The organism is Paracoccus sp. Arc7-R13, assembly GCF_004010775.1.
Taxonomy (GTDB): domain Bacteria; phylum Pseudomonadota; class Alphaproteobacteria; order Rhodobacterales; family Rhodobacteraceae; genus Paracoccus; species Paracoccus marcusii.
On the sequence record NZ_CP034810.1, the window covers coordinates 1,461,459 to 1,473,955 of the forward strand.

The 12,497-nt window shown below is 68.9% G+C and carries 9 protein-coding genes; 7 read left to right on the forward strand and 2 right to left on the reverse strand.

Annotation, left to right across the window (positions count from 1 at the left end; genetic code table 11):
* Positions 1 to 88: 88 nt before the first annotated feature.
* From EOJ32_RS07280 to EOJ32_RS07310, 7 genes are read left to right on the forward strand one after another with little or no spacing between them, the layout of a single operon-like run.
* The gene (locus EOJ32_RS07280) at positions 89 to 1,699 is read left to right on the forward strand and encodes a DUF3131 domain-containing protein (protein ID WP_127898098.1); all 1,611 of its coding nucleotides are present in this window, start codon (positions 89 to 91) and stop codon (positions 1,697 to 1,699) included.
* Positions 1,696 to 2,841 carry an acyltransferase gene (locus EOJ32_RS07285; RefSeq protein ID WP_127898099.1) on the forward strand — a complete coding sequence of 382 codons (1,146 nt, stop codon included), beginning with the start codon at positions 1,696 to 1,698 and terminating at the stop codon, positions 2,839 to 2,841. The genes EOJ32_RS07280 and EOJ32_RS07285 overlap by 4 nt, the downstream gene beginning before the upstream one ends.
* Positions 2,838 to 4,664 carry a glycosyltransferase gene (locus EOJ32_RS07290; protein WP_127898100.1) on the forward strand — a complete coding sequence of 609 codons (1,827 nt, stop codon included), beginning with the start codon at positions 2,838 to 2,840 and terminating at the stop codon, positions 4,662 to 4,664. Before EOJ32_RS07285 ends, EOJ32_RS07290 begins: the two co-directional genes overlap by 4 nt.
* Positions 4,664 to 5,986, forward strand: a complete 1,323-nt coding sequence (locus EOJ32_RS07295; RefSeq protein WP_127898101.1) for a DUF3131 domain-containing protein — start codon at positions 4,664 to 4,666, stop codon at positions 5,984 to 5,986. Before EOJ32_RS07290 ends, EOJ32_RS07295 begins: the two co-directional genes overlap by 1 nt.
* The gene (locus EOJ32_RS07300) at positions 5,983 to 6,690 is read left to right on the forward strand and encodes a hypothetical protein (protein WP_127898102.1); all 708 of its coding nucleotides are present in this window, start codon (positions 5,983 to 5,985) and stop codon (positions 6,688 to 6,690) included. Before EOJ32_RS07295 ends, EOJ32_RS07300 begins: the two co-directional genes overlap by 4 nt.
* Positions 6,691 to 6,717: 27 nt before the next feature.
* Positions 6,718 to 7,944, forward strand: coding sequence for a hypothetical protein (locus EOJ32_RS07305; RefSeq protein ID WP_127898103.1), 1,227 nt, complete (start codon positions 6,718 to 6,720; stop codon positions 7,942 to 7,944).
* Between the two features lie 9 nt (positions 7,945 to 7,953).
* On the forward strand, positions 7,954 to 8,862 hold the full coding sequence (locus tag EOJ32_RS07310) for an esterase family protein (protein ID WP_127898104.1): 909 nt from the start codon (positions 7,954 to 7,956) through the stop codon (positions 8,860 to 8,862).
* Between the two features lie 6 nt (positions 8,863 to 8,868).
* Here EOJ32_RS07310 and EOJ32_RS07315 read toward each other — a convergent pair whose 3' ends face one another.
* Both EOJ32_RS07315 and EOJ32_RS07320 read right to left on the reverse strand, forming a co-directional pair.
* On the reverse strand, positions 8,869 to 9,861 hold the full coding sequence (locus tag EOJ32_RS07315; protein ID WP_127898105.1) for a Hint domain-containing protein: 993 nt from the start codon (positions 9,859 to 9,861) through the stop codon (positions 8,869 to 8,871).
* A gap of 425 nt (positions 9,862 to 10,286) precedes the next feature.
* On the reverse strand, positions 10,287 to 12,410 hold the full coding sequence (locus EOJ32_RS07320) for an esterase-like activity of phytase family protein (RefSeq protein WP_127899318.1): 2,124 nt from the start codon (positions 12,408 to 12,410) through the stop codon (positions 10,287 to 10,289).
* Between the last annotated feature and the right edge of the window lie 87 nt (positions 12,411 to 12,497).

Here is a 12,497-nt window from a genome sequence, read left to right on the forward strand (position 1 = left end):
GCATGTTCCGCATCACCCGCATGGACAAGGTCTTTCCGGTCTTCGCCGACTGCGCCGCGGCATCGGCGGCGTTGGGGGGACGGTCGTGATGACCCGGACCCTGCGCATCGCGGTGCCGCTGCTGGCGCTGCTGCTGCCGTTCCAGGCCGCGGCCCAGGACGGTCCGCTGCCGCAGGCGCTGCAGCCGCTGGCCGTCCAGCAGGCAGACCGGCCCGCGCCCCCCTTCGGCCGCCACGGCCCCCTGACAGAGCGCGAGATGGCGATGGCCCGCGCCGCCTGGAGCTATTTCGAGGCCGGGTTCCAGCCCGAGACGGGGCTGGTCAACGCGGTGGGCAGTTATCCGTCGACGACACTGTGGGACACCGCGTCCTATGTCAGCGCCCTGGTCGCGGCATACGAGCTGGGCATCATAGACAAGCGCGACTTCGACCGCCGGGCCACGCTGCTGATCGCCACGCTGCGCAATCTGGACCTGTATCGCGGAGAGGCGCCGAACAAGGTCTACAACACCAAGACCGGGCAGAAGGTGAACTATGCCAACGAACCCGGAGAGGTCGGGTTCTCGGTCCTGGACATGGGCCGCATGCTGGTCTGGCTGCGTATCCTGCGCGAACGCTATCCCTATCTGGCCAACGGCGTCGACAACGTGCCGCTGCGCTGGAACTTCTGCAACATCGTCAGGGATGACGGGCGGCTGTTCGGGTCTGTCGTGTCAGGCGACGGCGACACCCGCTATGTCCAGGAAGGCCGCCTGGGATACGAGGAATACGCGGCCAAGGGCTTTGCCCTTTGGGGGTTCGACGTGACGGGCGCGCTGGAGCCCGCGCCGCTGGCCTATACCACGATCCACGACATCGACATTCCCTATGACGGCCGCGATCCGCGGGTCTTTCACAACCAGAACTATGTCCTGACCGAAAGCTATCTGCTGGACGGGCTGGAGATGGGATGGGACATGCCCGCGGCAGACCCCGCGGGCCCCGGCGTCGCGTCGCAGGGCTGGCGGGCGGAATTCGCGCACCGGATCTTCCTGGTCCAGCAGCGGCGGTTCGAAAGCACCGGCATCATCACTGCGCGGTCGGAACACCAGGTCGAGGGGCAGCCCTATTTCGTCTATGACGCGATCTTCGCCGACGGCTATGCCTGGAACACGCTGGACCCCAGCGACGTCTATCAGCCCGACCGGGCGGCGGTATCCGCCAAGGCCGCGCTTGGCATGTGGGCGCTGTGGGACGTGCCCTACACCCAGCTGCTGTTCGACACCGTGGCCGACCTGTCCGAGGCCGATGGCGGCTTTTTCGAAGGCCTGTACGAGAACGGCAACGGCGTCATACCGCTGCAGACCGCGAACAACAACGGCATCATCCTGGCCGCGCTGCTCTACAAGGTGCAGGGGCCGATCCTGCAGTTCGCCAACCCGAACACGACGGTCTGGGACATGGCCTATTCCCAGACCGACATTCGCGCGAACAAGTGCCTGCCCGAGCCGATGCTGCGCGAGGTTCCCTGCTGCACCTGCGGAGATCCGCCGCCGCCGGTCCCGACCATCGCCGCCGCGGATTTCATCCTGTGCCGCCCGGTCGAGGGCGAGGACGGCATTGCCGCGACCGATTGCACCACCGGCCCGCAGGTCACGGCCAGGCCCGAACAGCGCGACGTGCTGCCGCGTCAGTGCCGCACCGCCGCGGTGCAGCCATGACCACGGGCCGCATGCTGTGGTTCGACGCGAACCGCGTCTGCGCCGCCGCGGGCGTGGTGCTGATCCACAGCACCACCGATTTCGCGGGTCGCCCGTTCCCCGATGCCGGCGTGGCGGAACGCGCGGTGCCCGTCCTGCTGCGCTCCATCGGAGAGTTCTCGGGGTCCGAGATGTTCTTCCTGTTCTCGCTGTTCCTGATGGCTCTGCGAATCGACCGCCACAGGCCGCGCTATCGCGACGCGATCGCGACCCAGGCGCACAGGCTGCTGGTGCCCTTTGCGGTCTGGACGCTGTTCTATGCGCTGTTCCGCCTGATCAAGGCCGAGGCCTTCGGCTATGCCCCGCAATATCTGGCGCAGTTGGCCCAGATCAAGACCTGGGTCGCCTATCTGCTGTTGGGCAAGGCCCAGTACCACATGCATTTCCTGCCCACGCTGTTCGCGATCTTCCTGTTCTATCCGGTGATGCGGTTGGCCATGCGCTATCCGATGCTGGGGGTCCTGCTGGTCGCGACCCTGGGTGCGATGGACCATGCGCAGGGGTTTCTCTATGCGATCGACCTGGCGCCGCTGACGCGCGACTATCTGGTACGGGTCACCAAGGTCTGCGGTTATGTCGGCTATGGCCTGGCGGCCTTCGGTCTCTATTCGCTGTGGAAGGACGGCCTGCCGCGCGGAGAAAGCCGCCTGATCCGGCGCAGCGCGCTGTATCTGGTCCTGCTGGCCTATCTGGCGACGCTGCCCTTTTATGGCGGCGCCCTGCTGACGGGCAGTTTTCCGGTGCGGGCGGGCTGGGATTACTACGGCCACTTCCTGATGCCGCTGCTGGTCTTCTGCGCCTTTCTGGGCAGCCAGTACAGCGACTGGTCGCCCCGCTGGTCGGTCATGGCGCGCTATACGTTCGGCGTCTACCTTGTCCATCCCGCGGTCATCGACCTTTTCGACATCGCGCTGATCAAGGCTGATCTGGCGCCGTCGCCCGCCCTGCTGGTCGTGACGCGGTTCGCGGTGGTGCTGCCGGTGGCCTTCGGGCTGGCCGTGGCGATCGGCCGTCTGCCCGCCGTCGCCTGGACCATCGGCCTTGGCCCCACCCCCTGGGCCGCCCGCAAGGCGCGCCCGCAGCCCGGAGCGGTCCCGGCATGAGCATCCCGTATTACAGTGCCTTCGAGGATCGCAGGCCGCCCGAACCTCTGCCTTACAATCCGCTGCGCGAGGCGCTGTGGCAGTTTCTGGCGGTCGTCACGCTGGTGATCGGGGGCTGGTACATCGCCTGGCGCTGGTCCTCTTCGCTGAACCCTGACGCGCTTTGGTTCGCGGCCCTGCTGGCCTTGGCCGAAACGCTGGCCTATCTGGGCCTGATCCTGTTCGTCGCCAACCTGTGGCGCGATCAGCCGGTGACCTGCCCCGACACGCCCGCGACGCGGGGCGAGGTCGATCCCGCGTCACCGGACCCGTCGCTGCCGATCACCGTCGACGTGTTCTTTGCCACCTATGACGAGGATCCGGAGCTGGTCCGGCTTGGCCTGATCGACGCCAAGGCCATCGCCTATCCCCATCCGATCGACATCCGCATCCACGTGCTGGACGACGGCCGCCGCCCCGCCATGGCCGAGGTCGCGCGGCAGGAGGGGGTGGGCTACATCACCCGCGCCACGAACGAGGGGTTCAAGGCCGGCAACCTGCGCAACGCGATGGAGCAGACCTCGGGCGACTTCCTGCTGATCTGCGATGCGGACACGCGGCCGTTCCCGACGTGCCTCGCCCGCACCCTGGGCCATTTCCGCGACCCGAGCCTGGCTTGGGTGCAGACGCCGCAATGGTTCTATGACCTGCCCGAAGGGCGCCGTCTGTCCCAGGTCCTGCAGGCCCGATGGGGCGCACGGGCCGGACGGGCAGGGCGCGCGGTCGAGCGGATCATCGGCGAATGCCGCATCGGGCGCGATCCCTTGGCCAACGATCCGCAGATGTTCTATGACGTGATCCAGCGCCGCCGGAACCACGCCAATGCAGCCTTCTGCTGCGGCGCGGGGTCGATCCACCGGCGCGAGGCGGTGATGGAGGCCGCGCTGCGCGCCTTCGGGGCCAAGGTCGAACGCCGCGTGATCGAGGCCGAGGAGGAGATCACGCTGGAGACGCGGGAACGCGGCGTGGCCCCCGATCTTCTGGACGCGATCCGCACCCAGGCGGTCGGCACCGAGATCCTCAGCCCCTACCGCTTTCACGTGTCCGAGGACATCTATACCTCGATCGTGCTGCATGCCGACCGCGACCGCGGCTGGACATCATTGCTGCACCCCTTCGTCGAGACGCGGATGCTGTCGCCCCAGGACCTGATCGGCTGGACCATCCAGCGGTTCAAGTATGCGGGCGGCAGCCTGGACATCTTGGTCAACGACAACCCGCTGTTCCGGCGCGGCCTGACCCTGCGACAGCGCCTGATTTACGGGGCGACCTTCTATTCCTATCTGGGCGCCCTGTGGAACGCCGTGTTCCTGTTCGCGCCCACCGCCTATCTGTTCACCGGCATCTCGCCCGTGGCGGCCTATTCGTCGCAGTTCTTCCTGCATGTGGTGCCGTTCATCCTGTCGCTGGAACTGGCGATGATGGTGGGCACCTGGGGGATCGCGGGCCAGTCGGCCAAGGCCAGCTACCTGGCGTCGTTCCCCATCGGGCTCAGCGCGCTGTGGACCGTGCTGCGCGGCCGGCGCATCGCGTTCCGTGTCACGCCCAAGGACCGCCAGGCGGGCCGCTTCCTGCATCTGGTCCGCCCGCAGATCGCGGTCGTGGCGCTGACGGTGGCGGGCGCGGCCTGGGCGACGCTGGCGCTGTGGGCCCTGGATACCGGGCACACGGCGACCGGGGTCGTGACGAACGCCCTGTGGGGCCTGAACAACTGCATCGCCATGTCGGGCATCATCCGCGCCGCGCTGTGGCAACCCAACCCATCGATCCCCGAGGAACCCTGATGCGCCTTCGTCAGAACCTGGTCCGCGCGCGCGGCCATATCGTCTTCATCCTGGGGGTCATCGGCGGCCTGATGGTCGTGACCTGGCTGGAGCAGGCCGGACCTTCGGCCGCGGGGCAGGCCCCGGTCACGCCCCTAGCCGCGATCGAGGCCGCGACGCCGCTGCCGCTGGCCATCCGCGGTGCCTCCAGCGCTGCCGACCTGGACCATGCCGCCATCGCCTGGACGTATTTCAGGAACAACACCGATCCGAACACCGGGCTGGTGCATTCGGTGGACGGCTATCCTTCGACCACCATGTGGGAAACGGGGTCCCTGATCGTGGCCATCGTCGCGGCCGAGCGTTTGTCGCTGATCGATGCCACCGAGGCAAAGGATCGGCTGGCCGCCATCCTGACCAGCCTGGACCGCCTGCCGCTGTTCCAGGACAGCCTGCCCAACAAGGCCTATGACACGCGGACGCTGAAGATGGTCGATTACGCCAATCGACCCACCGATCTGGGTCTGGGCTGGTCGGCGCTGGACGTGGCGCGGCTGATGGCGGCACTGGCCATCGCGCGCGCGGCCCATCCCGACATGGCCCCGGCCATCGCGGCCGCGACCGATGACTGGCGGCTGGATCGGATGGTCCGCGACGGACAGCTTTATGGTGCCAGCGTCGTGGACGCGGAGGTCCGCGAGAACCAGGAGGGGCGCCTGGGCTATGAACAATATGCCTCCAAGGCGATGATGCTGTCCGGGTTCGACATGGTGCGCGCCTATGATCCCGCCGACAGCGCCATGATCCAGCCCGTGATGGGGCAGGACATTCCCATCGACACGCGCCTGCATCGTGGCCGCATCCCGGCCTTCGTCGTCAGCGAACCCTATCTGTTCGACGGGCTGGAATTCGGCTTTGACGCACGCTCGTCGCGCATCGCAACCGCGGTCTATCTGGCTCAGCAGGCCCGCCATGACCAAACCGGCCATCTGACCGCGGTGACCGAGACGCATCTGGATGAGGCGCCGTTCTTTGCCTATTCCACCGTCTGGGGCGGGGGCGCGCCATGGTCCGTCCTGACATACCAGGGCGATCGGATCGACAGCCGCCGCACCTTGGCGACCAAGGCCGCCTTCGGCTGGGACGCGCTTTACGGCACCCCCTACACCGCACAGTTGGTCGAGGCCGTGGTCCCCACCGCCGACCCCCGGCGCGGTTGGCCCGAGGGCATCTACGAGGTCGACGGCACCACCAACGCCTCGATCACGGCGAACACGAATGCCCTGGTCCTGGCGGCGCTGGCCTTCAAGGCCGCGGGTCCGCTGCTGCGGGGTGCCCCATGAGGGTGGTCCAGCTGATCCTTACGCTGGCCTGGCCCGGCTGCGTGGCTGCGGCGCCCTGCGTCGGGGCGGCGCTGGACCGTCCTCTGCCGGGCGCCCTGGACGCGCGACAGATCAGCGCGGATGTGCCGACCGCGCGGTTTCCCGGCCTGTGGCAGCAGGGCCGTGTGGATGGGCTGACCTATCGGATCTTCGGTGACGGCACGGCGGTCCTGGCCGACGACCCCGGCGCACCGCGATGGCAGGTCCGGATCGAGTGCGCCGCCGCGACCTGCCGGACCACGGCGACCGGCGTGCCCGATGCGGGAGCCGATCGCATTGCCGATGCCCTGGGGCGCTGCCTGATGGGACGGGACGTGACCGCGACCGATCTGCGGCGCGCCGCCCGGGCCTTTCCGACCGGTCTGTCCAATGACGTGCCGGATCGCGGGCGGTCTCTGCCCCCCGCCGCAGCGCTGGCCACAGCGGCGGGGCAGGCACCGCGCCGCGCGGTGGCGCGATGCATGCCCGACCCGGCGCTGTTCGGCGACACGCCGGCACAGACGGTGCAGCGGATGCTGCTGGCTGCCGGGCAGGACCCCGGCCCGGATGACGGCGTCCTGGGTGTGCGCAGCCGGGCGGCGCTGCGGGCCGCGCTGGGGCCGGGGTCGGATGCGGATGTGCCGCACGCGATCCTGGCGCTGCTGGCCATGCGCTGCGGGGGCTGAGCGATGCGGGGGTTGGGACCTGTTCTGATGGCCACGTTGCTGGCGATCTGGGGGCCGGGCGCCGCGCTGGCCTGGTCCGGCCCCCAGATCCTGCGCACCGATGATCCGGCCGTTCCGGGCGCGGTCGAGGTGCTGTCGGACACGCCCAACGCCCTGACCTGGTCGCGCGCGCAGGCAGGCCGGTTGGGCGGCTGGCGCTATCGGCTGTATCCTGACGGGTCGGCAGTGGTGATGCCCGACGGCGATGCGCAGGCGCAACCGCTGCGCATGGTCTGTATTCGCGGCGAGGCCTGCCGCATCTGGTCGGGCACGCGTCTGGTGACCCGTATCCCGGCCACGGGCAGCCCCCGCCCGACGGTGCCCGACACAGCGGATGGCGAGACGCTTGCCCGCTATCTGGCGCTGTGGGTGCTGGCCGGTTCGGGGTCGCAACCCCGCGCCACGGTTCCCGTGGTCGATGCCATCGCGCCCCGACCTGCGGCACCCGACCGCCGTTACAGTGACCATCCGGCGCCGCCGCTGGCGCGGGACGGGTATCGGCTGACCATGTTCCCCGGCGCGTTCCTGCCGTGTCGCGGCACTGCCTGCACGGCACCGCTCCGCCTGCCGCCAATGTTTGACCATGCCCAAAGGCCGCGGACGACCTGCGCGGTGACCGCGGGGGTTGCGCTGTCAACGCAGGGCGAAGGCGGCCCGGGGCCGGCGCGCGTCACCCTGGGATGCGGCGCACAACTGTCGGATCGTGTGACGCTGAACCTGGGTGTGACCGGACGCGGCGGGGCAGGGCGGAACCCCGACCTGAGCTATGCCCTGACCTGGCGCGCGACGGACCGCCTGTCGCTCAGCTATGCCAGCAGGCCCATCCGCATGGACGGGTCCTGGAGCGGCCTGCTGGACGGCAGGCTGCGGGCCGAACTGACCCTGCCGCGCATCCCCCTGCCTGCGGGACGGGGGGCCGATTGCCGGATGCGCGTCACGCTGCCCGATCCGACCCGCGATGCGCTGATCCTGTCCTGTGGCCTCAGGCTGACCGAGCGGCTGTCCCTGGGCCTTTCGGCCCATGCCTATGCGTCGGGGGTGCAACGGCCGTGGGACCCTGATTACACCTACAGCGCGACCTGGAAGGTGACCGACCGCCTGCGCGTCGGCTATGGCAATTACGCCGCCAACCGGTTTCCCTGGAACCGGGGCGACGGGCCCGGCGCCGGGCTGCGCGACGGCACCCTGTCGCTGACCTACGATCTGTCCTTCTGAGAGAGCCCGATGACCCGCATCCGCCTTGTCCTGCTGACCCTGCTGATGGCCATCGCCCCGCCCACCGTGTCGCGGGCCGAGGTCTGGATGGGAGAGACGGTCTTCAGCCCCGTCCTGGGGCGTGCGCTGTCCTACGACATCTACCTGCCGCCGGGCAGCGAAGGGGGCACGCGTGCCTATCCGGTGCTGTACCTGCTGCATGGCGGCGGGACGGGGCAGCCGTCGGACTGGTTCACCCTGGCGGGGATCGACCAGGTGCTGGACCAGCTGATCGCCCAGGGGCGGATCAGGCCCCTGATCGCGGTTGCGCCCGACGGTCGGCGGCCGGATGACGGGCCGGCCAGCTATTTCCTGGACGATGCGGACGGGGCCGCCCGGTGGCAGACCGCCTTTCTGGATGAAGCGATGCCGGGGATCGAGGCCCGTCACCCGGTGCTGCCCGGACGGCGGGCGGTCATGGGCATTTCGATGGGCGGGTTCGCCGCGCTGGTCTATCGGCTAGAGCATCCCGACCTGTTCGCCGGGGCCGCCGCCCTCAGCCCGGCGTTGCGCACGGACGAACAGCTGCTGGCCTTGTCGCCGGGCGACTATGCCGACCGTTTCGCGACCCTGCTGGGCCCGGATCTTGAGGGTGCGGCGCGGCTGACCGACCGGTGGGCCGCGTTCCGGCCCGCAGTGATGGCCGCGTCGGCGGATGCGGCCCGGCTGGCACGCATCCCGTCGATCCATGTCCAGACCGGGTCGGATGACAGCTTCTTCGAGGGCACGGCCCGGCTGCACATCGCCCTGCGCGATGCGGGCATCCGCCACCGTTTCCGCGTGATCGAAGCGGGCCATGACTGGCCCGCATGGCAAAGCATGCTGGAGGACGCGCTGCTGCATGTCGATGCCGTGCTGTCGCGCGGCTATGGCGAATAGTTGTGCCTAATGCGCCGGGACGTGGGCGTCGTGGTCCTGCCGCGCGTCGCCCGATCCGCCTGTGTGCCGTTCGTGGCGCAGCAGATCGCCCCGCCGCCATTCCTCATAGCGCAACCGCGTCGATGCGCTTGCATGGCTGCGCAGGGCAGGGGCGTCCTTCCACAGGTCGAGGGAATAGGGTGTCATCAGCAGGCTTTCGACCCGGTTGCGCGCGGTCAGGATGACCGAATGCACCGGCAGCAGGATGTGGTGATAGTCGATGGGCCCATGATCGGGCCGCGCCACGGCGCGCCCGGCCTCGGCCAGGTGCCTGGCCTTGGCCCAACGCCCACGCCACAGGATCCGGTGCAGCGGAGAGAACAGCTCTCCGTTCAGGTCAACGGGGCAATCCTGGGGGGGCTTCCCGGAACAGTGCCGCGCGCCCGTCCACAGCACCGGCTGGCGTCCGTCGGTCGTCATGATCGCGTCGCCCGCGCGGACATCGCGAACCGCGATCACGCCTGCGCGGGCGACGTCGACCTGCACGTCCGGTCCGAAACAGGGCGCCGCTGCCTGTCGCTGCGGGGCGGGTGCGATGTCATAGGCGCCGTTGCCGACCTGGAACGTCTGCGGCAGCGTGGCGAAGGAGCGGTCGCCGTTCGTGATCATGATCGGCCCGATCCAGGGCGACCCCGCCGCGGGCTGCATGACCGAGGTGTTGATCCGGGCATAGTGATCCCCCAGCCCCGACAGATCGCCCTGGATATTGGCGGTCTGGCCGGGGTTCATGGGCCGGTATTCCGCCACCTGCCGGCCCGACCCGTCAAAGACCTTCATCCCGGTGATGCCGCTTCTGACGGTCAGCTCGGTCCCCGTGTCGTCGATGGCCGTGATCTCGATCCGGTGGTCCTTGGCCCACATCTGGCGCCCCCATTGCACCGTGGCCGTGCCTTGCGAGGAGTTGGTGCCGACGGCGGGATCGACGATCAGCTGATCGCCCCGAATGCTGAACGTGATCACGGGAATGTCCTTCTGCAGGGTTTTCCCGACCCTTAGGGATTTGCATGTTCTGCAAGGTTAACATCCCGCGCGACGCAGGCCTTTTTTGCCGGTCGTGGTTGACCGGGCGTTAATGTCGGGTCGTCCCGCCATCTTGTGCCAGAAGTCCGGCGCAGGACGCGCCGGAAGCCGGAATGCCGGATTGATCGGGCGCGGCCGGTTCGGGGGATGCATCCGGACCCGCGTCGGTTCGGCGAACCTGATGGCCGCATGTCCCGATTCATGCCCCCGCGTCATCCTCCCGGATCGCCGTGCGAATGTCGGGAACGGTTTTGGGCGGGCGTGCCAGCCGCATCACCCGACGGTCAAGGGCCACTCACGACTGTGCCCAGTCCGATCGGACCGGGCACGGTGTTCCGTTCCAGCGGCGGCCGTGGAGCCGCGGCCTATTGCGCGGCGCGCATCAGGCCTGTGGACCAGAACAGTGTTTCGCCGGAACTGTCGTCGGTGCCGTCATTGTCGGTGACCACCCAGCCCATACCGGCCGCGTCGACGGCGAACCCCTCGACCTTGTCCAGGACATAGCCGTTCTGCGCCTTGAGGTCGGGGATCAGGTCGCGGACCAGCTCCTTGGTCACGACGGGCAGGGGGTCGTCCAGCCCTGCGGGCACCATCTCTGACAGCGGCACGCGGAACAGCGCCTTGAGCACGGCGGCGTCGCCGATCAGGTTGTCGCGTTCGATCAGATAGGCCCAGTCGCCGTCGATGGCGATTTCCGAAAGGCCCGTCCAGCCGTCGCCCGCAGGGTCCAGCGGATAGGCGACGGCGCCCCAGTCCTGCGTCAGCAGGTCATAGGAGATCAGCTTGACCTGGCCGGCGGGGTCGTCGCCCCATTCGCGCTGGACGGCCATCCACAGGCGGTCGCCCTGCCGGGCGATCCCCTCGAACCCATAGCGGTCCTCGTGGGCCAGCAGCTCGGCGGGCAGGCCGATCTCCTCCTGGATCTCGCCTTGGGCGTCGACATGGATGATGGCATGGGGGATCAGGCGGTCGCTGCGACCCTCGGACGCCAGCCAGAAGCCGCCCTGACCGTCGGGCGTGATGCCCTCCAGGTCCAGCTTCTGCGCCGGGTCGCCGTTTCGGGTCACGATCGTCTTGGCGGTGATCCGCGCGGGTGTCCGCGTGGCGTCGATGGCATGGATCGCGGGCTGCGCGCCATAGACGCTGTCCGACACGGCGAACAGCTGGCCCGGTGCGTCGCCCGCGGCCAGGCCCGACAGCGCGCCCCATCCGATCAGCCCGTCCGCGCCCTCCGCGGTGATCGTCGGATAGCGGGGGGGACCGTCGGTCGCGCCGAACAGCATGACGTGAGCACGCGCGCCGCCCTCTGCGCCCAGATCGGCCTCGTTGGCGGTGACCAGCAGGTCGCGGGCGGGCAGGGCCACGATGCCTTCGGGGCTGATGCCCGACGGAAGCAGTTGCGTCAGGCGCGGCGTCGCCAGGTCGCTGACATCGTAGACGCCGATCAGCGATCCGCGTTCCGAGACGACGAAGACATGCGGGATGCCGTCAAAGGTCGCGACCTCGATCGATTCCGGTTCGACCCCCTTGGCGTCAGACCGCTTGTCGGGATAGTGGCCCGCCCGGATGACCGCGTGTTCGAAGCTGCTGCCCGAGTCGTAGACGACCGTGCCGTCGCGGTGAAAGATGCTCCATCCGCGCGATCCGCCCTGATAGTCGCCCTCGTTCGCGGTGGCGAAATGGTCGGCGTCGATCCACTTGACCGCATCGGGTTCGCGCGGAACGTCCGTCAGCGCCCCGTCAAAGGTCAGCGCGCCGTCGTCGCGCGTGTCGATGTCGTCAAGGCTGACCGTGCCGGCGCTGAAATGCGCGGCGATGGTGCCGTCCGCGCCGATCACGACGACATGGTTGTTTTCCTGCAGGGTGACGACGATCTCTCCCGCGGCGTTGATGTCGACATATTCCGGCTCGGGGTCGTCGGGGGCGATGTCCGCCAGACCGGTCAGGTCGATGCGGGTCTGCCCGTCGCAGTCCAGCGTGCCGTCGGTGACGGTCAGCGTGACCACATGGCCCGCGGGCATCTGCGGCAGGGCGCCGTCGTTCAGGTCCTCGTCGCGCTGGTTCTCGATCGCCACGGCCAGAAAGCTGCCGTCATCGGCACGGGCGACCGCATCCGGCTGCCCGCCAAGGTCGCAGGATGCCAGCATCGCGCGGGTCTTCAGGTCCAGCACCCGCAGCTGCCCCGAGGGTTCGGTGAACGAGGTCGACGTGTCCACGCCCACATACACCCGGTCGCCGATGATCACGGCGGTGGTGGGTTCCCCGTCCATCGGCACGGTGCGCAGGGGCAGGGGGGCGGCCGGGTCGGTGATGTCCAGAAAGCCCAGCACCCCAAGCGGGCTGTCGGAATAGACCAGCGTGTTGCCGTCTTCGGAGGCCGAGATGATCTCGGCCGATGTCGGGCGCGACCGGTCCTCCCCCGCGGGCATGTTGTCGGGCGTGGCGAATGTCGCGATCCGGTCGAAGGTGGTCTGGGCCATCGCAGGCATGGCCGTGGCCAGCGCGACGGCCGAGGTCAGAAGGGCAAGTCTTTGCACCGTGGAATCCCCCGTTTTGGTTCGGGGTCCTCTTTGATC